At 43.0% G+C, this 21009-nt stretch carries 25 protein-coding genes; 18 read left to right on the forward strand and 7 right to left on the reverse strand.

Annotated features, from left to right (window positions below; all coding sequences use genetic code 11):
- Positions 1 to 60 precede the first annotated feature (60 nt).
- Positions 61 to 846, forward strand: coding sequence for a YdcF family protein (locus GLO7428_RS09860; protein WP_015188417.1), 786 nt, complete (start codon positions 61 to 63; stop codon positions 844 to 846).
- A gap of 192 nt (positions 847 to 1038) precedes the next feature.
- Positions 1039 to 1266 carry a hypothetical protein gene (locus GLO7428_RS09865; RefSeq protein WP_041919048.1) on the forward strand — a complete coding sequence of 76 codons (228 nt, stop codon included), beginning with the start codon at positions 1039 to 1041 and terminating at the stop codon, positions 1264 to 1266.
- 39 nt (positions 1267 to 1305) lie between these two features.
- Here the strand turns inward: GLO7428_RS09865 and GLO7428_RS09870 are convergent, their stop codons facing one another.
- Positions 1306 to 1530 (reverse strand): ferredoxin-thioredoxin reductase variable chain, encoded by a 225-nt coding sequence (locus tag GLO7428_RS09870; RefSeq protein ID WP_015188419.1) that lies wholly within the window; start codon positions 1528 to 1530, stop codon positions 1306 to 1308.
- A gap of 368 nt (positions 1531 to 1898) precedes the next feature.
- Here GLO7428_RS09870 and GLO7428_RS09875 point away from each other — a divergent pair, with 368 nt between their 5' ends.
- Together GLO7428_RS09875 and GLO7428_RS09880 are read left to right on the forward strand one after the other, a co-directional pair.
- Positions 1899 to 2324 (forward strand): NfeD family protein, encoded by a 426-nt coding sequence (locus GLO7428_RS09875; protein WP_015188420.1) that lies wholly within the window; start codon positions 1899 to 1901, stop codon positions 2322 to 2324.
- Positions 2325 to 2498: 174 nt separating this feature from the next.
- The gene (locus GLO7428_RS09880; RefSeq protein ID WP_015188421.1) at positions 2499 to 3482 is read left to right on the forward strand and encodes an SPFH domain-containing protein; all 984 of its coding nucleotides are present in this window, start codon (positions 2499 to 2501) and stop codon (positions 3480 to 3482) included.
- Positions 3483 to 3799: 317 nt separating this feature from the next.
- On the opposite strand, the gene GLO7428_RS09885 is transcribed toward GLO7428_RS09880, so the two are convergent.
- Positions 3800 to 4207, reverse strand: a complete 408-nt coding sequence (locus GLO7428_RS09885) for a Fur family transcriptional regulator (protein ID WP_015188422.1) — start codon at positions 4205 to 4207, stop codon at positions 3800 to 3802.
- Positions 4208 to 4423: 216 nt separating this feature from the next.
- Between GLO7428_RS09885 and purS the strand changes: the two genes are divergently transcribed.
- Positions 4424 to 4693: a phosphoribosylformylglycinamidine synthase subunit PurS gene (gene purS / locus GLO7428_RS09890; RefSeq protein ID WP_015188423.1), complete on the forward strand. Its 270-nt coding sequence runs from the start codon at positions 4424 to 4426 to the stop codon at positions 4691 to 4693.
- Positions 4690 to 5367 carry a phosphoribosylformylglycinamidine synthase subunit PurQ gene (gene purQ / locus GLO7428_RS09895; protein ID WP_015188424.1) on the forward strand — a complete coding sequence of 226 codons (678 nt, stop codon included), beginning with the start codon at positions 4690 to 4692 and terminating at the stop codon, positions 5365 to 5367. The genes purS and purQ overlap by 4 nt, the downstream gene beginning before the upstream one ends.
- 54 nt (positions 5368 to 5421) lie before the next feature.
- Here purQ and GLO7428_RS09900 read toward each other — a convergent pair whose 3' ends face one another.
- Positions 5422 to 5859, reverse strand: a complete 438-nt coding sequence (locus tag GLO7428_RS09900) for a VOC family protein (protein WP_015188425.1) — start codon at positions 5857 to 5859, stop codon at positions 5422 to 5424.
- A gap of 27 nt (positions 5860 to 5886) precedes the next feature.
- Between GLO7428_RS09900 and GLO7428_RS09905 the strand changes: the two genes are divergently transcribed.
- Entirely contained in the window at positions 5887 to 6654 is a 768-nt protein-coding gene (locus GLO7428_RS09905) for a TIGR00297 family protein (protein ID WP_015188426.1), read from the forward strand.
- Here the strand turns inward: GLO7428_RS09905 and GLO7428_RS09910 are convergent.
- Positions 6645 to 8354 carry an FAD-dependent oxidoreductase gene (locus GLO7428_RS09910; RefSeq protein WP_015188427.1) on the reverse strand — a complete coding sequence of 570 codons (1710 nt, stop codon included), beginning with the start codon at positions 8352 to 8354 and terminating at the stop codon, positions 6645 to 6647. The two genes, GLO7428_RS09905 and GLO7428_RS09910, sit on opposite strands and share 10 nt — an antisense overlap.
- 74 nt (positions 8355 to 8428) lie before the next feature.
- Between GLO7428_RS09910 and GLO7428_RS09915 the strand changes: the two genes are divergently transcribed.
- Positions 8429 to 8851: a helix-turn-helix domain-containing protein gene (locus tag GLO7428_RS09915; protein ID WP_015188428.1), complete on the forward strand. Its 423-nt coding sequence runs from the start codon at positions 8429 to 8431 to the stop codon at positions 8849 to 8851.
- A 54-nt stretch (positions 8852 to 8905) separates the two neighbouring features.
- Here the strand turns inward: GLO7428_RS09915 and GLO7428_RS09920 are convergent, their stop codons facing one another.
- The gene (locus GLO7428_RS09920) at positions 8906 to 10186 is read right to left on the reverse strand and encodes an RNA-guided endonuclease TnpB family protein (RefSeq protein WP_041918582.1); all 1281 of its coding nucleotides are present in this window, start codon (positions 10184 to 10186) and stop codon (positions 8906 to 8908) included.
- 35 nt (positions 10187 to 10221) lie between these two features.
- On the opposite strand from GLO7428_RS09920, the gene tnpA reads away from it, so the two are divergent.
- The 4 genes from tnpA (at position 10222) to GLO7428_RS09940 (ending at position 12818) form a co-directional block, all read left to right on the forward strand.
- A complete protein-coding gene (gene tnpA / locus GLO7428_RS09925; RefSeq protein ID WP_015188430.1) occupies positions 10222 to 10629 on the forward strand; it encodes an IS200/IS605 family transposase in 408 nt (135 codons plus the stop codon).
- A gap of 243 nt (positions 10630 to 10872) precedes the next feature.
- A complete protein-coding gene (locus GLO7428_RS28375) occupies positions 10873 to 11187 on the forward strand; it encodes a hypothetical protein (protein WP_196797481.1) in 315 nt (104 codons plus the stop codon).
- A 56-nt stretch (positions 11188 to 11243) separates the two neighbouring features.
- Entirely contained in the window at positions 11244 to 12302 is a 1059-nt protein-coding gene (locus GLO7428_RS09935) for a zinc-dependent dehydrogenase (protein WP_015188431.1), read from the forward strand.
- A gap of 141 nt (positions 12303 to 12443) precedes the next feature.
- Positions 12444 to 12818, forward strand: a complete 375-nt coding sequence (locus GLO7428_RS09940) for a DUF2294 domain-containing protein (RefSeq protein ID WP_015188432.1) — start codon at positions 12444 to 12446, stop codon at positions 12816 to 12818.
- Positions 12819 to 12904: 86 nt separating this feature from the next.
- Here GLO7428_RS09940 and GLO7428_RS09945 read toward each other — a convergent pair whose 3' ends face one another.
- On the reverse strand, positions 12905 to 13435 hold the full coding sequence (locus GLO7428_RS09945; RefSeq protein ID WP_231295572.1) for a response regulator: 531 nt from the start codon (positions 13433 to 13435) through the stop codon (positions 12905 to 12907).
- Between the two features lie 290 nt (positions 13436 to 13725).
- Here GLO7428_RS09945 and GLO7428_RS09950 point away from each other — a divergent pair, with 290 nt between their 5' ends.
- Positions 13726 to 14088, forward strand: coding sequence for a DUF2294 domain-containing protein (locus GLO7428_RS09950; RefSeq protein ID WP_015188434.1), 363 nt, complete (start codon positions 13726 to 13728; stop codon positions 14086 to 14088).
- Between the two features lie 6 nt (positions 14089 to 14094).
- Here the strand turns inward: GLO7428_RS09950 and GLO7428_RS09955 are convergent, their stop codons facing one another.
- Positions 14095 to 14514, reverse strand: a complete 420-nt coding sequence (locus GLO7428_RS09955; protein ID WP_015188435.1) for a response regulator — start codon at positions 14512 to 14514, stop codon at positions 14095 to 14097.
- 619 nt (positions 14515 to 15133) lie between these two features.
- On the opposite strand from GLO7428_RS09955, the gene GLO7428_RS09960 reads away from it, so the two are divergent.
- The 5 genes from GLO7428_RS09960 (at position 15134) to xth (ending at position 21007) form a co-directional block, all read left to right on the forward strand.
- Complete coding sequence (locus GLO7428_RS09960) at positions 15134 to 16498, forward strand: NAD-dependent succinate-semialdehyde dehydrogenase (protein WP_015188436.1); 1365 nt, start codon at positions 15134 to 15136, stop codon at positions 16496 to 16498.
- Between the two features lie 43 nt (positions 16499 to 16541).
- A complete protein-coding gene (locus GLO7428_RS09965) occupies positions 16542 to 18179 on the forward strand; it encodes an acetolactate synthase large subunit (RefSeq protein WP_015188437.1) in 1638 nt (545 codons plus the stop codon).
- Positions 18180 to 18415: 236 nt separating this feature from the next.
- Positions 18416 to 19594, forward strand: coding sequence for an acetamidase/formamidase family protein (locus GLO7428_RS09970; RefSeq protein WP_196797482.1), 1179 nt, complete (start codon positions 18416 to 18418; stop codon positions 19592 to 19594).
- A 112-nt stretch (positions 19595 to 19706) separates the two neighbouring features.
- The gene (locus tag GLO7428_RS09975) at positions 19707 to 20021 is read left to right on the forward strand and encodes a hypothetical protein (RefSeq protein WP_015188439.1); all 315 of its coding nucleotides are present in this window, start codon (positions 19707 to 19709) and stop codon (positions 20019 to 20021) included.
- Positions 20022 to 20215: 194 nt separating this feature from the next.
- Positions 20216 to 21007: an exodeoxyribonuclease III gene (gene xth / locus GLO7428_RS09980; RefSeq protein WP_015188440.1), complete on the forward strand. Its 792-nt coding sequence runs from the start codon at positions 20216 to 20218 to the stop codon at positions 21005 to 21007.
- The last annotated feature ends 2 nt before the right edge of the window (positions 21008 to 21009 follow it).

Genomic DNA, 21009 nt, shown 5'->3' on the forward strand with positions numbered 1-21009 from the left:
TGAGCAATTACCAATTACTAACCTTTGAGATACGTTATATTTTTATCCACTTACTTACAGATGTTTTTGTATTTATCAAAGCTATTACCTTTATTTTTCTACCCGCTAGGATTGGCGTGTATTCTCATCATATTTGCCTTAATAACGTTGTGGAAAAAACCGCGTCAAGCATCAACGGCGTTAACTATAGCCCTTGTCGTTTTGTTATTGGCGAGTAACGGCTGGGTTTCGCGATCTTTAGTGCGATCGCTCGAATTTCAAAATATTCCCCAGCAATTACCCAATGCTGACGCTATCGTCGTTTTAGGCGGTGCTACTAAACCTGCATTTCCGCCACGCCCTTCTGTAGACTTATCTGAAGAAAGCGATCGCATGTTTTATGCGGCACAGTTGTATCATCAAAAAAAAGCGCCTTTCGTAATTCTTAGCGGTGGGCGGATCGATTGGAGTGGTGCTGGTCCATCGGAATCTGCTGATATGGCAATTATTATGCAGCAGTTGGGCGTACCAGAATCGGCAATTATTCAAGAACCAGACTCGCTCAACACCTACGAAAATGCAGTTAATGTCAAAAAAATTCTGCGATCGCGTCAGTTTAATCAAGTATTACTCGTCACTTCTGCAATGCATATGCCGCGATCGCTTGCCATCTTTAATAAACTAAAAATTTCAGCGATTCCCGCACCTACCGATTTTTTAGCAAGCGGTGATATGCAATATATCAGTAATTCTTCTGAAGCTGCACTGTTGAATTTACTACCAGAAGCCGAGCGATTGTATCAGTCTACTCGTGCTTTGAAAGAATATGTTGGTTTAGTCGTTTATCGTTTACGCGGTTGGTTGTAAGAAAGACGAAACTCTGAACCTCTGCTGTTAGTCTGCAAAGGCAGACTTTGCCTGGGTAGGCGCGACCGCTAGTCGCTAGCCAGAAAAGATTTGTCAATCAATCAGTTAGCTACTAAATTATGCATTTAGACACAAATTTCTCTTTGTCGCGATCGCTATAATTGCAGCAAGATGACTTCTTTTGCTCAACTCATGGCTAACCAGTTTCATTACATCATCCCCCTGCTGCCACCGGAAACACAGGAGATTTTTGCAACTTACCAAGCAACACGCCAATTTTATCACGAAGTCCAAATACGTACAGAGTTGCAACAATATTGTGATTGGTATTTTACCACAGCCGAATGCCATAGACAAGAATTAGAGCAAATGCGTAGTGAAATCAATATTTTTAGTTGGTTTCGTCGGGCAAGGAGTTAGATAACAAATCATCTCCATCGCCCTTAGCCAAGATCCAAACTATGATAAAACCTCAATTTCAGTTTCGCGCAGATGAGCTTTGAACTTTTTAGTAAACTGAACTTGAATTGGCAAATTAGCGCTGATTGGTTTGCCTTGCCATTCATTAGCAAAACTCACAATCTCGCCTTCTAAGCCTTTGATATCAAAAGGTTCACCGCGATGTTCGGGATGATGGTAAACAATGACTGATTCTTTAACGCGGACGCGATCGCCAACTTTCATAGACTTGTAATTAGAGTGTTTCCCTCTCAAGAAGCAATGCAAAATTATTCAATACAATTGCTTATTCCAGACAACCTCTTTATCTTTGCATAAGATTGTCCCTTGTTATACACATTAAGCCATAAATGAGGGGTCAGAGGTCAGGGATCAGGGAGTTGAAGTGCGGTACTGCGTGAGCTTAAAAAACTTTTAAATTCAATTAAACTTACTCCTGATTAGACGAAGCATGGGCTAGATTGGTATTAATGATACAGTCTGAGGTCATTATCTCTTGCTAGCGCATTCTATAATGGCAGCGTGTCTAGAAGCAGATCAAGCCACTTCTTATATCAGTAGATTACTGTGCACTTAGCTATTTAAACACCAAGATGCCGATAAACGTCACGCTATTATGGTTAATAGCAGGGGCAATTCTCTGTTTGATGGAACTAGTGCTACCAACGGCGTTTGTCGCTTTTATGATGGGGCTTAGTGCCTTTGTTGTGGCAATAGTATCATTAATCGTTCCCCAATTGAGCTTGCAAGCTTTCTTGTGGCTAGGGCTATCAGCGGCTTTGATCTTACTGTCGCGCCGTTTATTGATACCCAAGCGCAAAAAACTACAAGAGGCATTTATTGCTGAGACATTAACTGAAATTCCCGCTGGTAGAGATGGGAGAGTTATTTATGAAGGAAATTCTTGGCGGGCGCGGTGTGAGGATCGGCATTTAGCGATCGCGCCTTCTCAAAAAGTCTATGTTGTCCGCCGTGAAGGTACGACTTTGATTGTTGTACCAGAAGATCTGTTGCATTGAAAGGGGTGAGGGGCGAGGAGTGAGGGGTGAGTGAATGGCAGAATTTACAGCTTTCACTATGTGTTAGAACAGATTTTGCAACAGTAGTGTTTCTCGCTTTCTATCTCATTGCAAACTATTTAAAAACTGCCTCTATCTCCCAAATTAGTAGCTTTAGCATCAACAGAAAAGAACATGAATGAATTATTTTTGCTTGTCGCCTTAGCGCTGGGTGGTTCTGCTTTAGCAGGTTCGGTGAAAGTTATCAATCAAGGTAACGAAGCGTTGGTAGAAAGACTCGGTAGTTATAATAAAAAGCTCGAACCTGGATTGAACTTTGTTTTTCCCTTCGTCGATAAAGTTGTTTTTCGCGAAACAATTCGAGAAAAAGTGCTTGACATCCCACCACAAAAGTGCATTACGCGCGATAACGTCTCCATTGAAGTTGATGCGGTTGTGTACTGGCGGATTGTTGATATGGAGAAAGCTTGGTACAGAGTAGAAAATCTCCAATCAGCGATGGTGAATTTGGTTTTAACGCAAATTCGTTCAGAAATGGGTAGATTAGAGCTAGATGAAACGTTTACGGCTCGCGCTCAAATCAATGAAATATTATTACGCGATTTAGATATTGCCACAGATCCTTGGGGAGTCAAAGTTACGCGAGTAGAATTGCGAGATATTATTCCTTCGCTTGCGGTTCAAGAATCGATGGAATTGCAAATGTCTGCTGAACGACGCAAACGGGCGGCAATATTGACATCCGAAGGCGAGCGCGAATCGGCGGTGAATAGCGCTAAAGGTAGAGCCGAAGCCCAAATCCTGGAAGCGGAAGCGCAACAAAAAGCAACGATTCTCCAAGCGGAAGCGCACCAAAAAACAATTGTTCTACACGCTCAAGCCGAACGTCAACAGCAAGTTCTCAAAGCCCAAGCAACCGCAGAAGCTTTACAAATCATCACGAAAACGCTGCAAACGAGTCCTGAGGCGCGAGAAGCGCTGCAATTTTTAATTGCACAGAATTATCTCGACATGGGAACAAAAATCGGTAGTAGCGACAGTAGTAAAGTGATGTTTATGGACCCGCGTAGTATCCCTGCAACGATCGAAGGAATGCGTTCGATTGTGTCTGATGGTTCTAATAACTTACCGCAGGTGAATGGCGATCGCATTAACTAAATAGAGCCGAGGAGCGAGTCAAAGAGTGACTAGTAGTTAGTATTTAGTGGATAGTAGAAGAGTAGACCTCCTGCGTGAAGCGAATCGCGAATAAATTCGCTAGCTAAATAAAACAGAGTCCACCGACCTAGTCTTATCCGTAAAAATCTTGTTTTAGTGTACGAAGGTACACTTTGCTTGGATAGCCCTGAAGGAAGTCGGAGGGCGTCTGTGATTCATGCAGGAGGTCTAGTTGCTAGTGACTAGCGATCAAGTGGAAAATATTTATACATAGTATTTCTCCTCTGCCCCTCTGCTTCCTCTGCCCCTGAAGCTTCCTACTCAGCACCTACACCCGCAGCTTGGGCCATCTGACATTGATTACATAGCCCGAAAAACTCTAAGGTGTGGTAGAAGATTTTGAACTGGTGGGCTTGGTGCAATTGAGTTTCTAGATCGTGTACAGGGCATTGATTGATAGCAATCGATCTGCCACACTGCAAACAAGTCAAATGGTGCTTATCTTGCTGCACTGAACTATACAGCGATTCTCCAGAAGCCAGTGTCCGCACTTGCACTACGCCTTCAAGTTTTAAGGCTTCTAAGGCTCGATATACTGTCGCTAGCCCTACGCTTTGGTTGCGATTGCGTAACTCTACATAAATATCTTGAGCAGAAATTGCTTTGTTGATGCTTTTGAGCAATTTTAGGATTCGCTCCTGACTGCGAGTGCGTTCGGCTTTCATATACACTTACGGCATTTTTCCTATCTAAAAATCAAACTTGGAGATTTTCATAAGCTAGCTCAAACCGATACGCGAGTCATAACTATACTTTACTAAAAGTATAGACGCACTTAGCAACTCGGCAATTCAGTCATCAGCTGCTGAGTTTTAACATCAGAAATAGAACGAAGACGGTAGGATCATCTGTTGTGGCATTGATTCAAGAAAAACAAAGCGATGCGAAAATATCAGGCTCATATCTATGTTACTCTGCGACCCTCAGTTCTCGATCCTGCTGGCACAGCTGTCGTGTCTGGTTTACAGCATATGGGCTACGATACGGTTGAGCAGGTACGAATTGGCAAGTATATTGAACTTAGTTTAAGCGCCCAGGATGAGGATAGCGCGCGGCAGCAGTTAAATATTATTTGCGATCAGTTACTCGCTAACCCTGTCATTGAAAACTATCGCTTTGATTTAGTTGAACGAGAGGAAGTGTCAGCGTGAAATTTGGAATTGTCGTGTTTCCAGGGTCAAATTGCGATCGCGATGTTGCGTATGTTACGCGCGATTTGTTGCAGCAGCCAACGCGGATGATATGGCACGAAGAAACGGATATTAGCGATCTTGACGTCGTAATTATTCCTGGTGGCTTTAGTTATGGCGATTATCTTCGCTGTGGTGCGATCGCGCGTTTTTCACCGGTGATGCAACAAGTTGTCAAACACGCCGAGCAAGGTAAGTTTGTTTTAGGAATTTGCAACGGTTTTCAAGTATTAACTGAAGCAGGATTATTGCCTGGTGCGCTGATTCGCAATCGCGATTTGCATTTTATTTGCGATCGCGTTCCGCTCAAAGTCGAGCGTACTGATCTACCGTGGACGCAAAGCTATACACAAGGAGAAATTATTACTCTACCGCTCGCGCACGGCGAAGGTCAATTTTATGCTAATGAAGACACTATAAAACAACTCGAAGACAATAATCAAGTCATCTTTCGCTACTACGGTGACAATCCGAATGGCTCAATCAACAACATTGCAGGTATTTGCAACGCTAAGGGTAACGTCATCGGCATGATGCCACACCCCGAACGCGCCTCTGATCCTGTACTAGGTAATACTGACGGTTTAGGACTATTTAAGGGAATAGGAATGAGTGAAAAAGTGGCTAGTAGTTAGTGGTGAGTGATGAGTTTTGAGTTATGTAATTTCTTCCTCCGCTCTTGAAGCTTCCTACGACGCTGGAGTATCGCCAATTGAACCATAATCCGAACTGCCGAAAACTGCTTCAGGATAACGGTAATACTTGTATTCCATTAAGTTGTAAAACGGATCTTCTAAGAAGAACGTGCGGTGTTCTAAAGGTGAGTCGGGAAAACGATGTTTAGCTTCTTCGCGGAAGACTAATTTTTTTTCGCGTGCTCTTTCTAACAAATCTTTCCAGTCGTTTTCTGAGGTGAAAATAATGCCAAAATGCCTCGGATAAATACCTTTTTGGGGAGATACAGGCTCTTTCGTTAAGTGGGCAACTAACTGATGACCGTATAAATTGAGGATTAACGCGTGCTTATTTTCACGACCAGGGGTACACCCTAAACCATCAACATAATATGCTTTTGCTTGGGCAATATCGGTGACGGGAAAGGCAAGATGAAATAAAGTTTGGTTCATGGCACGTGTATCAGAGAGGCAAAGTAGATGCTATATACTTATTCGCTCAATTCCTGGCTCGTTGCAGTGGGTTTAAACACACTTTTGCTAGCGATCGCATGGATTGTACCAAAAAAGTTGTTAACGCCTGCGGGATTGTTTCATGCGTGGGTACTCGGCGTTCTCATCTGGGGAACTTTGAGTTGGCAAGGCTACGTTGTGGTGATGTTTTATTTTCTTGTCGGTTCGGCGGTGACGCGCCTGGGTATGGCGCAAAAAGAAGCCGCAGGAATTGCCGAAAAGCGATCCGGTGCGCGAGGACCTGAAAATGTTTGGGGTTCGGCTTTAACTGGTACATTATGTGCATTAGGAACCTTAGTCGTTTCTGCGTCAAAAGGAGATCGATTCATTGCATCGCTTCTGTTACTCGGCTACGTTGCAAGTTTTAGTACTAAACTTTCTGATACCTGTGCAAGTGAAGTCGGGAAAGCTTACGGTAAACGAACATTTTTGATTACGAATCTTCAGCCTGTACCGCGTGGAACGGAAGGCGCAGTATCTTTAGAAGGAACGTTAGCAGGCGTAGTTGCTTCGGGTGCGATCGCTTTTGTTGGTTGGGGTGTCGGCTTAATTGATTTACTCGGCGTTTTATTGTGTATTATGGCTGCGTTTATCGCCACGAATCTAGAAAGCGTGATTGGCGCAACATTACAAAACAAGTTTGACTGGCTAACGAATGAATTAGTCAATGTTTTAAATACGTTCATTGGTGCGATCGCAGCTATTTTACTCGCACTGCTATGGCATCAAGTATGAATAATTTCGACTAATAGCCATTGACCTGCATGATTTACCTTACCAGAAACCGTTATTGGTGAATTGTTAGGGTAAGCTTCTAGCTGGTGGTTAATGTGCGATCGCAATGTTACTAATATCCAACTACCGCAAAATTGCTGAGGTGTATCAATTTCAATAGTATAATTTTGTATATTATGTCTGTAAAAAGTTCCCGAAAAGTTGGTTGTGGTATCTGGCGGCATATCTTGATACACAACACACGGACAATTACCATCAATTGGGTATTTCTCTGGATTATCTAAGTAATATTTTTGCCAATATAACCACTCAGGATGCTGTGGCGGAAGATTAAATAAAGGCACGATCGCCGTTTCGACAAGTAATGCTTCTTGTAAAGTTCTCACAGCTAAATCGCGGGGTTGACACCTCTGTTCCACGCACAAAGCAGCCGCCATACCCGCCGCTTGTCCAATTCCCATGACAACAGGTTGTAAGCGAGTCGCTCCATTGGCAATATGCGATACAGAAATATTCTTTTCACACACCATTAATCCATCAATAGTTGCAGGAATCAAACAACCGTAAGGAATTGTAAACGGTGTTCCCGTCCAACGCCCGCCCCAACGTATTGATTTTGGCGCAAGCGGAAACTCAAAGCCTGGATAATGGTGATCGTTAGGATAGTTACCGAAGGCGATCGCATCAGGTTTTAAAGCGGCAACTTGTCCTGTTGGTATTGGTAAGATATCTTGTTCGCATACAGTCTCTAACCCGATGACACGGCGACTTTCTCGGTAGTAAGGATGCATCGCTAAACCTGTCTCAAAAACATTCGCCAAACCATAACGGCGACTCATTTGCGATTGAATAAAGTAAGCGAAATTTTGACTATGCCAAAAACACTCTTGCAGAAACTCGTTTCGCTTTGTTTCTGAGGTAATTAAACGTTCTACTTCTACACCGTAATCATTACCATGAACGGGCCAGTTAATCATAAATCGATTTTCTGGTAAGCGCCCGTAGTTTAAAAATTGCTCTACACCGTAGTTTTCCCACGCACGAGTAAACTTTGATGCATCGTAATTCGGTGCGGGTGCAATTTCTGGTGCTATATCTGTACCATAATCTTGCATAACGATAACCCAAGTCGGTGCTTGAACGGGGTATTGTGCAGTTAAAGCGTTAGGTTCTACTGGCGCACTTGGTTCGTTCCACGCTGACTGAAATTCCCAACCCCAGCGATAAGGAACATCCGCTAAAGCAAGGAGATCTCCCAATTCGGTAGCATCGAGAGTTATTTTTGCTGTCACTGCGAACTTGCGAAAACGAATGCCAGTAATACAACCGCCTTGGCGATAAACTTCTAAAGGAACGTCGCCACGAATCCAATGCAGATTGGGTAATGCTTGCACCCACTCAGCAAAAATCTGCGCCCCGATACGAGGATCGTAGCTGAAAAAACTTACCCAACTATTATCTAATCCTCCAGGTTGTCGCAGCTGTAATTCCTTTAAGAACGCACCCCAAAGACCTGTTTGAAAGGATTCTAACTCATTACCATCCGGCGCAGATACCCCAGCCGATGTCAACATTCCGCCTAACCAGGGAAATTCACTCACTAAAATTGTTTTTGCACCGCGTCGCGCTGAAGCGATCGCCGCAGCGGTTCCACCCGTACCACCCCCAACCACCAACACATCTGCTGTTAATATTTGCATTGCTATTTCGGATATTGCGTTTATGTATTACAATCGGCGACAAGGATTCTACACGCGATTTCACACAAATTATCATGTTAAGCTACAACGTTCCAACAGATGTAGTTGTACACTCTCAGCAGCTAAATCATACACCCACAGCCAAGCTTGTCAGTCCTAAAGGAGAAGAAATTCTTGTTTCCGAATCGACTTATCAAGTCTTACGCCAAGTCATCGAAGCGATAAAAGCAGGTCGAGCGATTACGATAGTTTCTCATGAGCAAGAATTGACAACGCAACAAGCCGCAAATCTGCTCAATGTTTCACGCCCATATCTTATCAAACTCTTAGAACAAGGAGAAATTCCGCATATCAAAGTCGGAACGCATCGTCGGGTACGGTTTCAAGATTTAATGCAATATAAGGAACAGCGAGACAGTAAGCGCCGAGAAGCCATGAAACAATTAACTCAATTTTTACAAGATGAGGGATTTTACGACGCAAAGATGAATGATTAATAGAATGCCATCTGTTATCTTGGATTCTTGCGTGCTATTTCCTATGCCTATGAGCTACTCCAAGTCGCCTGGCGGCTGAACTTGGAGTTTCTGTCGCTTCAACGAGGCAAGTTGCTTCATTCCTCCGCAGTCTTTGCGAACTGTGGGACTTGAAGTAGAGCTTTCCTCTCCACGATTAAGGACGTTAGTTCCTAGCGCCCATGACAGCATCACCTTAGCTGCGGCTACGTCCCTGTCATCGGTATAGCCACATTCTTTGCACTGGTGAGTGCGCTGGTCTAAGGTTTTCTTTTCTTGATGACCACAATTAGGGCAAGTTTGAGATGGCTTAACTTTTTGGGTAGGCACTTCCATGAATATGCCTCCAGCTTCAGCCAACTTATACTCAATAGCCAACCTTAATGCACCCATACCTACATCTAGCATTGAACGGTTGCGTCCGGTCTTTTGACGCTTTCGTTTACTGCCTTTCTTTGGCTTACGGGTCATGCCTTTGATATTGAGCTTTTCTGTCGCAACGAGGCTATTACTGCTTACTATCTCTGCTGCTACTTTATGCACCCAATCCTGTCTTTGGCTGGCAACTTTGCGTTGCAGGTTACTTACCTTCTTATTGGCTTTTTTCCACCTTTTAGAAGCTTTGATTTTTTTCTTAAAGTCGGGTTTAATCTTACGCCGTTTGATACGGGAAGCTTTGCTAATCCTCGTTTTCATGCTTGCTAAGAAGCGAGGATTTTCCACCATAGTGCCATCACTCGTTGCAACGGCGGTGAGACAACCAAAATCTAACCCAACAGCACCAGCCCCCGTCTCCCTAAACACTTCGCAATTAACCGTAATAGAGGCGTACCACTTGCTATTGCGGTAAACAATGGTGCAGGTGGATGGCGTTCCCCATTGACGCGCCTTGCCTCGCATCTGGATTTGGCAACCTAAGTCTTTTAGTTCTAAATAGCCATTCACGCCTGTTGAATGTACCTTGAAACCTTGCCTAGCATCAGGATAAGTCCATCCGCTATATCGGCGAATTGACTGAAATCTTGGGTAGCCTCCTAACCCCTTAAAGAAGCGGACAAAAGCAAAATCAACTCGCTTAACCGTAGCCTGTAATGACCCATGATTAAGTGCTTTATACTCGTTCCAACAATCCTTAAATGGTACTAGCGCCGCCTGTTGAGTTAAGTAATTGATTGACTTACCGAACTTTTGATAGCTGGTTTTACGGTGTTCAACGCAGGCGTTAAATAAATATGCGTGTAGCCGTCTTGCCTCAAACAGCTTTGCCATTTGTGCTTTAGATGGATATAGCCTAAAAGTAACCCTGCGTGTCATCATAGGTTTATTATACAGTGCAGGTGTGGGCAAGTAAAGTGAAACCAAGGAAAGGTTCGCACAGTGTTTTTAGCGTTAGGTTGCATTTCGTGTTCGTCACTCATTACAGACGTAAAGCAATTACCGCCCCAATGCTAGAACGGATTAAACAGATGTTTGACGGGGTATGCAAAACGATGGAATGCGAGTTATTAGAATGCTCTGGCGAAGCTGACCACGTACATTTATTAGTTGACTTTCACCCCAAACATTCTATCTCTGCGGTGGCAGGATCTTTAAAGGCAGCTACTAGCCGCATGGTAAAGAAAGAGTTTGCGGCTGAATTTTCCAAGTGGTATAGCAAGCAGTCTTTCTGGTCGGGGTCTTACTATGTTGCGTCGTCTGGTGGTGCGCCCATAGAAAAACTGAAAGAGTATATTAAGAATCAGGATGTTCCAGTTAATTAATTGGCGACTCCGTTCCACTGCGCCGCCGCGCTATCCCTCCCCAATTCGCTGCGCTGAAATTGGGGACACTCGCGCAAACTTTGTATCAAGTTAAATTTTCACAGGAAATTCTTGATGGGGCAACTCGTAACCTTGTAAAACAAGGAAGAATGACAAGCAGTAAGGCAATGCGCTATCAGGTAATGATCAAATATCATTTTCCTGAAGCAATATGTGGAAGTACCTGAAAAACTGGTTGCACTCATGATAAATCATCCAAACGATCGCCATGTTGTTGCTGCTGCGATCGTCGCTAAAGCTGAGATAATTGTAACCACTAATCTCAAGCACTTTCCTCAAGATACGCTTTCTCCAGTTGGAATTGAAGCTCAACACCCAGATGTGTTTCTTACAAACCTGCTTCATCAGTTTCCAGAGTTAGTGCTTCAGCTGATTCAGCAGCAGTCTGAAGATTTAAAGAATCCGCCAGTAAGTATTGATGAACTCCTGGTAAAACTATACAAGCAAGTACCTAACTTTGTAAGCAAAGTACGACTAACACTACAAAGTATTGATTGATGAATTATAAACTGCTCAATCATGTTAAATCTAAAATCATCGAGTGGTGAAGCGGCATGAAAGCACAGGTGTATCGCGGTGTCAAGCAGCTAAGTTACGAAGAGTTGCCAATACCGACTCTCGAAGCTGATGAAGTGTTGGTACGAGTGCGCGTTGTCGGCTTGTGTCAATCGGATATTAAAAAAATTGTTTATCCTTTACACGAACCGCCGCGCATTTTTGGACATGAAACAGCGGGAGTCATTGCAGCCGTTGGAGAAGATGTGAAAACCTGGCAAGTGGGAACTCGCGTCGTTGTGATGCATCACATTCCTTGTATGCGCTGCGGCTACTGTCTCAACGACAATTTCTCAATGTGTGATGTGTATAAAAACATTTGTACAACAGCGGGATTTACACCCAGCGGTGGTGGTTTTGCTGAATACGTTAAAGTTCCTGGTCATATTGTACGTAACGGTGGGTTAATTCCCATTCCAGATCATGTGAGTTTTGAAATCGCTAGTTTTGTCGAACCGACGAATTGTTGTCTAAAGGCGGTGAAAAAAGCCCAAATAGCCCCAGGACAAACTGTATTGGTGACAGGTGCAGGACCAATTGGGTTAATGTTTATTATGTTGGTGAAGTATTTTGGCGCGCGGGCGATCGCAACTGACTTACTTCCTTCCCGAATTGCCAAAGCCTTAAGTGTTGGGGCCCAAGCAGCGTTTGACGCGCGTGATGCAGATTTAGTCGCCAAAATTCACGCGATAACCGATGGGATGGGTGTTGATACGACACTCCTTGCAGTTCCTAGCGAAAAAGCCTTTTTTCAAGCCCTCGACTGTACGCGCAAGGGTGGTAAAATATTGTTCTTTGCAGAATTTCCTGAAGAAGTCGAAATTCCTCTTAATCCGAATATTCTCTATCGTCGCGAAATTGACTTGATCGGTAGCTACAGTTCCTCGTTTCGGCTGCAAAACTTGGCTGCGGATATTGTGTTCAACTCGCGGATCGATGTCGCTGCATTAATTAGCGATCGCTTTCCTTTACAAGAATTATCGACAGCGGTAGAACGCGCGATCGCTCCTACTCCAGAGACTTACAAAATCTTGATTTATCCCCAAGGCGATGATTGACGACTACACTAATTTTTCACCCAAAGTTCTTCCATTAGGAGTATAGTTGAATTTGTGCAATCTATTGTGTCAGGTGATATCAACCCACTGAGGGTAGAAAACTGCTTCATCTGATCAACTACTTTCTTCATTTGATCAACTATGGATTCTTCTACTCCTACGCGTGGGCAAATTGAACGTGCTTTGTCACAGCGAATTCAAGCACTATATCGCAATCAATTGGAACATCAACCAAGCCGCATATCTTGCCAAATTTTTGATGAAAAGGTGGCGATTATTTTAGAAGATTCTATTACGCAACCTGAGCAACTTCTTGTCAATACCGGTCAAGAAGAATTAGCCCAAGAAGTTCGTTCCGAGATTGATGAGGCGTTAAAGCCGCAAATTCAATCAATCATAGAAGAAGTCGTTGGAGTGGGTGTTGTCGATTTATTAAGTAATGCAAAACTCGATACAGGTCGTACTGCTACAGTAGCGATCTTGGCAGAAACACCAAAACTCCGTAATATGCCTTAAACCATACAGTTGATAGTTGACAAAATCTTCCGCCACTCTCTTCACTGTCAACTGTCCACTGTATTACCTTGTTATAAAAACATTCATTAACCAAGACAGCGGCGAATTGTTGCTTCTAGTTCTTCAATAATATAGGGCTTCTTGATATATTCCTTACATCCTGCACGCAAAAAGCGTTGCTGATCTTCTTCTCTGGCCATTGCTGTCACCGCCACAATAGGAATTTCCATTGTTTCTGGGTTTTGTTTTAAGCGCGATACCACCTCGATTCCATCCAAATCGGGCAGCATCATATCTAATAAAATCAAGTTTGGTTGATAATTTTGTGCCATGATCACTGCTGTTTGACCATCAGTTGCTGTAATGTGAGAACACTCAATCAACATGAGTAACTGTGCCAATAGCTGCAAATTATCTTCATTGTCATCTACAGCTAAGACTAACGGTTGTCTAAGCTGATCCTGCTGAGGACTATTCGAAGAACTTTGCAAATTCATATTCATACTTAGGAAAAGCCGCAAAAGCGTATGACTAATTTTTGTAGCCGCTGCGGCGAGGCATTCCCCAAGTGGTGCATAAAACAGCACTTGCAATGGACTGGCTCGCAGTCTATCCACCAATTTCGCAATGGTCTGTTGTTGGCGGAGAACATAGCAACCTAGTAAAAGGACTATATAATCTTTCTAATTTTACAATATTGTTATAAATAAATACATCTTTAGACAGAAAAATTTACGACTCTAGCCAGATTGACATTGCCTCAAAAGCTAACATTATTAGATAATGTCTTATATTTCTATCACTCGATGTAATTATCTGTCTTTAGGCTGTTTGAGTATGCGAGTAGAATTTGATAATTTATTGAGGCGTTATTCCTATTAATATATCTCTCTTTATTGATAAGTTTATGGAGGAAAAAATTCCCACCAATTGCACTCAGCTAGAAGCGATTTTAGCGCAACAGATTCAAGCTTTATATTTTAATCAGCTAGGACATTTACCCGAAAAAGTTGTCTGCAATGTATCAGACCAAAATTTAACAGTTATAGTTGAACATCCAACAACTCCACCTGAAAGGATTCTTATAGAAAATCGTAAAAACGATTTAGCGCAAGAAGTTAGTTGGAATTTATATAAAGCTATTGAACCACAACTCAAACAATTAATCGAGCAAGTTCTTAAAGTCCCTGTAGTAGATATGCTTGGCAGTTCTAATACCGACTCGGATCGGACTAGCATAATTGTCGTTTTAGCTGCTAAGCCAGTTTAACCACAACTAAGCTGTGGCGGCGGTGGGACACAAGTAGCGGAAAATCAGATCTTCTAAGTCGTCTAGCATATAGGGCTTAGTGATGTAACCGTCGCAACCAGCCGCCATGATGCGATCGCAATCTTCTTCTTTTGCTAACGCTGTGACTGCAATGATAGGAATATATTGGGTTTGCGGGTTTCTTCTCAAATGATATAAGACTTCGACGCCATTTAAATCTGGTAGCAAAATGTCTAATAAAATTAAATTTGGCTGGTACAGCTGCGCTAAAGACAAAGCTGTCTTACCATCAGTGGCAGTAATGCAGGATAAGTTGCTACCTTTCACCACTTCGCTAACTAAACATAAGCTATCTTCGTCGTCATCTACGGCGAGAACAAGTGGCTGGTTAACTGCCTGTTTGTTGCTTGCTAAGAGTACTTCCAACTTTACTACTCCATTTAGGAAGGTCTTCAATCTGTGAGGCAGTCCTCACAAAAATCACGATCGAGGCACTCCCTAAGCGGCGAAGGACGGCGCTTACAGTGGACTGGCTCGTAGATAACTAACCCACTCATTACATTCTGTGCATGGGGTCGAGTGAAAAGCGGGACAAGCTAACACGATTTGAATTTGTTTTATCTTCTCTAGTTCAGTTTAGACTGAATTAATGTCTAAAATGAGAACTCCTTAAACTTACGCAACATACTCAACTGTTGCAGTAAAGTTCTTACATCTAAACAAATACAGGGATTTTTAGCTACATCATTTTCTACCTTTACAACTCGTTACTCTATTTAATAATTTTTTAATATCTTACCTGCTACTAATTTTTTTTGCAACCGCAAAAGCCTAAGTTTCAAATATCTTATATGTAAGCTGCGATCGCCGCTTGATAATGGTTACGCTCGATACACTAGGCAAATTTACTCAGAAATAATTAACGCTTCTTTACACGATCTTTTTATAATTAAGATGGTAAAAAAAGCGATAATTTAATAAGAAAAAGCGATTATGGGAGCAAAATAAAAATTTTCCGTAATGAATTTATCAAAGAGGTCAGGTAATGGGTATCGCTACAATTAATCCCGCAACAGGGGAAACGCTGAAAACGTTTCAGCCGCTGACCGATGCCGAAATTGCAGCTAGACTGAAACAAGCACAAACAGCCTTTGAGCAGTATCATTGGTTGTCAATTGCCGAGCGATCGCAGTTTATGCAGGCTGCGGCAGAGATATTAGAGCAACAAAAAGCGGAATACGCGAAATTAATGACCCTAGAAATGGGGAAACCGTTACAAAGTGCGATCGCCGAAGTTGAAAAATGCGCGTTGGTATGCCGTTATTATGCAGAACATGCTGCTGAGTTTCTCACAGATGTCGCCGTCAAAACAGACGCAAGTCAGAGTTTTATCCGCTATCAACCGTTAGGAATCATTCTAGCAGTTATGCCGTGGAATTTTCCATTTTGGCAAGTTTTTCGATTTGCAGCACCCGCGTTGATGGCAGGAAACGTAGGCATACTCAAACACGCGTCGAATGTACCGCAGTGCGCATTAGCAATTGAAGATATTATCCAACGTGCGGGTTTTCCCCTAGGAGTTTTTCAAACGTTGTTAGTAGGTGTTGACAAAGTCCCCGCGTTGATTGAAGATGAACGCGTCAAAGCGGCAACGTTAACCGGAAGCGAACCCGCAGGCGCAAGTTTAGCCGCCCATGCTGGTAAACAAATAAAGAAAACGGTACTCGAATTAGGCGGTAGCGATCCGTTTATTGTGTTAGCAAGTGCTGACATTGAAACAGCTGCGGCAACGGCTACTACCGCAAGAATGCTTAATAATGGTCAGTCGTGTATTGCTGCTAAACGGTTTATCGTTGAAGATGCGATCGCCGACAAATTTGAGAAATTATTGATAGAACACTTTCAAGCGCTCAAAGTGGGCGATCCGATGCATCCTGATACCCATATTGGACCATTGGCAACGCCAGGAATTTTGCAAGATTTAGATCAGCAAGTGCAAACTTGCGTTGAAAGTGGCGCAAAAGTTCTCGTAGGGGGAAAACCGTTATCGCGTCCAGGAAACTACTATCCACCAACGATTTTAAGCGAGATTCCTGCGGGTTCTGCGGCGTACAACGAAGAATTTTTTGGTCCAGTGGCACTTTTATTTCGCGTTCCCGATATCGACGCAGCGATTCAACTTGCCAACAGTACGCCGTTCGGGTTGGGTGCTAGTGCTTGGACTAACGACGAACATCAACGCGATCGCCTGATTTCCGAATTAGAAGCAGGTGCGGTTTTTATTAATGGTTTAGTGAAATCCGATCCGCGTATGCCCTTTGGTGGAATTAAACGTTCCGGCTATGGTAGGGAATTGGGCATTCAAGGTATCCATGAGTTTGTCAATGTTAAAACAGTGTGGATAACGTAGAGGCATAGCATTGCCATGCCGTACCTAAGGAGAAGAATATTCAATGAATACAGCAGAATTATTAGTGCAATGCCTAGAAAACGAAGGCGTGCGCTACGTTTTTGGCTTGCCAGGAGAAGAGAATTTACACGTCCTCGAAGCGCTGAAAAATTCTTCGATTCAATTTATCACGACGCGACACGAACAAGGTGCAGCGTTTATGGCAGACGTCTACGGACGCTTAACTGGAAAAGCGGGCGTGTGTCTTTCGACATTAGGTCCTGGGGCGACGAATTTAATGACAGGAGTTGCTGACGCGAATTTAGACGGCGCGCCATTGGTCGCAATTACCGGACAAGTGGGAACAGATCAAATGCACATCGAAGCCCACCAGTATTTAGATTTAGTGGCAATGTTTGCACCTGTAACAAAGTGGAATACGCAAATTGTTCGTCCTAGTAATACACCCGAAATTGTCAGGAAAGCTTTTAAGCGATCGCAAAGTGAAAAACCTGGTGCGGTTCATATTGATTTACCAGAAAATATTGCCGCAATGCCTGCGACTGGTAATCCTTTAAAGACGGACAAATTAGAAAGAACATACGCGGCGTTTCATAGTATTACTGAGGCAGCAACAGCGATTTCCAATGCACATAACCCGATTATTCTCGTTGGTAACGGCGCGATTCGTGCTGATGCAAGTGAAGCTGTCACTGAGTTTGCTACACAACTAAATATTCCGGTTGCTAATACTTTTATGGGGAAAGGCGTGATTCCTTATAAGCACCCACTAGCATTATGGTCAGTGGGTTTGCAACAACGCGATTATATTAATTGTGGTTTTGATAATACTGATTTAGTTATTGCAATTGGCTATGATTTAATCGAGTATTCCCCGAAAAAATGGAATCCTGATGGCAAAATTCCAATCGTTCATATTGGGGAAACTCCCGCAGAAATTGATAGTAGTTATATTCCTCTGGTTGAAGTTGTTGGCGATATTTCGGATTCGTTATACGAAATTTTAAAACGCGCAGACCGCGACGATAAACCCGATCCTTATGCCTTAGAATTACGCGCAGATATCCGCGCCGATTACGAACAATACGCCAACGATGATGGCTTCCCGATTAAACCCCAAAAACTCATCTATGACTTGCGCCAAGTGATGGGGCCGGAAGATATTGTGATTTCGGATGTCGGGGCGCATAAGATGTGGATTGCACGACATTATCATTGCGATCGCCCAAATACGTGTTTAATTTCTAATGGCTTTGCGGCGATGGGAATTGCGATTCCTGGCGCGGTAGCGGCGAAACTTGTTTATCCTCATCGGAAAATTGTAGCAGCCACGGGTGATGGTGGTTTTATGATGAACTGCCAAGAGTTAGAAACTGCATTAAGGGTTGGTACGCCGTTTGTTACTTTGATTTTTAATGACGGTGGTTATGGCTTAATTGAATGGAAGCAGCGCAATCAATTTGGCAGATCTTCTTTTGTCCATTTTGGTAATCCTGATTTTGTGAAATTAGCGGAAAGCATGGGACTCAAAGGCTATCGCGTTGAAGCGACAACCGATTTTATTCCTATTTTGAAAACAGCGTTGGCGCAGGATGTTCCTACGGTGATTGATTGTCCGGTTGATTATCAGGAAAATTATCGGTTTACGCAACGGGCGGGAGAGTTGAATTGTATTGTGTAGCAAGTTTTAATCAAGGGTAAACGAACCACTTCAGCCGCAGAGGAAGATTGGAGGGTTTTTTCCTGTAGTTAATAAATATTGCTTGAGTAGTAGTATGATTTGATACATTTTATCGGGAGCGTTTGTATCAAAAATAAAGCCGATGATTAATCAAGCATAGACAACAAGACTATGCAATTTATTGTCTAGTAGCACGGCTTTGTTGATGGTAGGGGTAAATGAGGAATAATGTAACGTTGAGATTCAAGATTAAGCGCGTTTTAGAAAGATTCACTCTCAAATGGCGGATAGTAGGAGTTTTCGCGGGAATAGGATTACTTTTGTGCAGTTTGAATGGAGTTGCTTGGTCTTCACCTACGGCTACACCCGTCAGAACGCATCGGATTATGTCTACTCCAGAAAATGTGATCTGGGGAGAACTGTTTAAACCGGAAAGTCGTCCGATCGCACGGGTAAGATCAGGCGATCGCATTATTATGCAAACGGTGTCGCACGAGGGAATTTTACCAGATCAAGGCGATACTGCTGCCTTTTTCAATCAAGGAGGAATTCCGCAAAATCTCAAAAGTCGAGTGACTCAAAATAAGATTTTACCAGACCAACTCAAAGTCAAATCGGCAGTAAAGAAAACAGGTCCAGGTCCCCACGTCATTACGGGTCCAATCTATGTAGAAGGGGCGCAGCCAGGCGATACGCTTGAAATCAAAACACTAGCAATTGATTACCGCGTTCCTTACGGTGTCATTTCTAATCGCCACAGTCGCGGTGCGCTTCCTGGAGAATATCCCCTCAATAATGCCCCGATTTATTCGCGGGTTATTCCTTTAGATACTAAGCGGGAAATTGGGATTTTTCAACCAGAAAATAACTTACCTCCAATTCAACTACCATTAGATCCATTTATGGGAATTATGGGGGTTGTCCCTGCAAACCGCGAGGAAGCAGCTAATTCAGTTCCTCCAGGCAACTATGGCGGTAATATTGATATTAAACTCTTGGGTCGAGGTTCGAGTTTATATCTACCTGTTCAGGTTCCTGGGGCATTATTTTACGCGGGAGATCCGCATTGCGCGCAAGCTAACGGTGAAGTGGCTTTAACGGCAATCGAATGTTCTTTAACTCCCACATTTGAACTTGTGTTGCATAAAAACATGAAGTTAGATACACCAATGGGAGAAACAAAAGATGCATGGATTGCGGTTGGTTTGGATGAAGATTTAGATGAAGCGATGAAAAAATCTGTTCGCGAATATCTTGAAATTGCTAACAGTAAATATGGAATGACAAAGCAAGATGCTTTATTAGTTGGTAGTGCAGCTATTGATTTTGAAGTTTCACAAGTTGTCGATATTGTCAAGGGCATTCACGGCGTAGTTCCTAAAGAATTATTCCGCGATCTTAAACCTCAGTCGTAGCTAACTCTACAGCAGTATTACTCCTGTCTCGCACCTCTTTGATTTCATAAACTAGAGGTGTGATTTCTTGTATGGTTGTGTTGAGATTAATACTGTTGTAAGGAGAATAAGTGTGTCCGACAACAAAGAACTAGACATTATCGATGCGGCTTCATCTGTAAGCGATAGTAATAAAGAAGTGTTAGTCGAAATTTTACTCAATGGTGGGTTTCGGTATCAAATTAAAGTCAAATCGGATAATCCATTATTGCGTAGCTTGATTGCGGCTTTTTTGGCACGCACTCAGGGAAAACAAGATAGCTATTTATTTCAAATTCCCATCGACGAAAATAAATCAAGCCTTTGCTTTACAAGCGATCATCTCGTGGGGCTAGTGACACAACCGCCAATTTTGCTACGTAGAAAGCAGGAGGTAGAGACTGAGTAATTTTGCTGTATGGACGATCGCAAACAGAAGACTATAATCAAGTTCCACGGGTGTGGCAGACTAATAAGCTAAAGGTAGCTCGTGCTGATTGCTAATTATAGCAGAGGTCAGGGGTCAGCGTTAAATCTCCCTCAGGCAAGTCACTACGAGCTTCTATCTATAATGTCCTAACTCTGTTGACATGGCTATACTTGATGCAAATTGCCACTTGGAACGTTAATTCAATTCGGACTCGCCAAGAACACGTTGTCGCTTGGTTGCAGCAAAATCCTGTTGATGTGTTATGTTTGCAGGAAACCAAAGTTGTCGATGCAGATTTTCCGCGATCGCCTTTTGAACAACTTGGCTATCACATTTATGCTTCTGGACAAAAATCATACAATGGTGTGGCAATTCTCAGCCGTTTGCCGTTAACTGAGGTCAGTACAGGATTTACACCAATATTAGGCGAGGCGATCGCCGACTTATCCGAACTTGATGCGCAAAAACGTCTGATTACGGGGGTAACAGCAAATGTGCGGATTGTGAATCTTTACGTCCCAAATGGCGCAGCAGTTGGTAGTGATAAGTATGAATATAAATTGCGGTGGTTGCAAGTTTTACGCGAATACCTGCGATCGCTTTTAGTTTTATCCGCTAACATTTGTATCTGTGGTGACTTCAATATTGCACCCGAAGACCGCGATCTACACGATCCCGCAATTCTTACAGGACACATCATGGCATCAGAACTTGAGCGGCAAGCACTGCGTGAAATCGTAGAATTAGGCTTTAGCGATGCTTTTCGTAAATTTACTTCTGAAGCAGGACACTACACCTGGTGGGACTATCGCGGTGGCGCTTTTCGGCGTAACCTAGGTTGGAGAATTGACCATCACTATCTTACTTCGGATCTATACAAACAAGCAAAAAGCTGCTTTATTGATATCACTCCACGAAAGTTACCAAAACCAAGCGATCATGCTCCTGTTGTTGTCGAATTTTAGCT

The sequence above is a fragment of the Gloeocapsa sp. PCC 7428 genome (genome assembly GCF_000317555.1).
Lineage (GTDB): Bacteria > Cyanobacteriota > Cyanobacteriia > Cyanobacteriales > Chroococcidiopsidaceae > Chroogloeocystis.

Coding starts and splice junctions, on each gene's coding strand:
- GLO7428_RS09860 (WP_015188417.1), top strand. CDS start 61: ATGTTTTTGTATTTATCAAAGCTATTACCTTTATTTTTCTACCCGCTA.
- GLO7428_RS09865 (WP_041919048.1), top strand. CDS start 1,039: ATGGCTAACCAGTTTCATTACATCATCCCCCTGCTGCCACCGGAAACA.
- GLO7428_RS09870 (WP_015188419.1), bottom strand. CDS start 1,530: ATGAAAGTTGGCGATCGCGTCCGCGTTAAAGAATCAGTCATTGTTTAC.
- GLO7428_RS09875 (WP_015188420.1), top strand. CDS start 1,899: ATGCCGATAAACGTCACGCTATTATGGTTAATAGCAGGGGCAATTCTC.
- GLO7428_RS09880 (WP_015188421.1), top strand. CDS start 2,499: ATGAATGAATTATTTTTGCTTGTCGCCTTAGCGCTGGGTGGTTCTGCT.
- GLO7428_RS09885 (WP_015188422.1), bottom strand. CDS start 4,207: ATGAAAGCCGAACGCACTCGCAGTCAGGAGCGAATCCTAAAATTGCTC.
- purS (WP_015188423.1), top strand. CDS start 4,424: ATGCGAAAATATCAGGCTCATATCTATGTTACTCTGCGACCCTCAGTT.
- GLO7428_RS09900 (WP_015188425.1), bottom strand. CDS start 5,859: ATGAACCAAACTTTATTTCATCTTGCCTTTCCCGTCACCGATATTGCC.
- GLO7428_RS09905 (WP_015188426.1), top strand. CDS start 5,887: ATGCTATATACTTATTCGCTCAATTCCTGGCTCGTTGCAGTGGGTTTA.
- GLO7428_RS09910 (WP_015188427.1), bottom strand. CDS start 8,354: ATGCAAATATTAACAGCAGATGTGTTGGTGGTTGGGGGTGGTACGGGT.
- GLO7428_RS09915 (WP_015188428.1), top strand. CDS start 8,429: ATGTTAAGCTACAACGTTCCAACAGATGTAGTTGTACACTCTCAGCAG.
- GLO7428_RS09920 (WP_041918582.1), bottom strand. CDS start 10,186: ATGATGACACGCAGGGTTACTTTTAGGCTATATCCATCTAAAGCACAA.
- GLO7428_RS28375 (WP_196797481.1), top strand. CDS start 10,873: ATGATAAATCATCCAAACGATCGCCATGTTGTTGCTGCTGCGATCGTC.
- GLO7428_RS09935 (WP_015188431.1), top strand. CDS start 11,244: ATGAAAGCACAGGTGTATCGCGGTGTCAAGCAGCTAAGTTACGAAGAG.
- GLO7428_RS09940 (WP_015188432.1), top strand. CDS start 12,444: ATGGATTCTTCTACTCCTACGCGTGGGCAAATTGAACGTGCTTTGTCA.
- GLO7428_RS09950 (WP_015188434.1), top strand. CDS start 13,726: ATGGAGGAAAAAATTCCCACCAATTGCACTCAGCTAGAAGCGATTTTA.
- GLO7428_RS09960 (WP_015188436.1), top strand. CDS start 15,134: ATGGGTATCGCTACAATTAATCCCGCAACAGGGGAAACGCTGAAAACG.
- GLO7428_RS09965 (WP_015188437.1), top strand. CDS start 16,542: ATGAATACAGCAGAATTATTAGTGCAATGCCTAGAAAACGAAGGCGTG.
- xth (WP_015188440.1), top strand. CDS start 20,216: ATGCAAATTGCCACTTGGAACGTTAATTCAATTCGGACTCGCCAAGAA.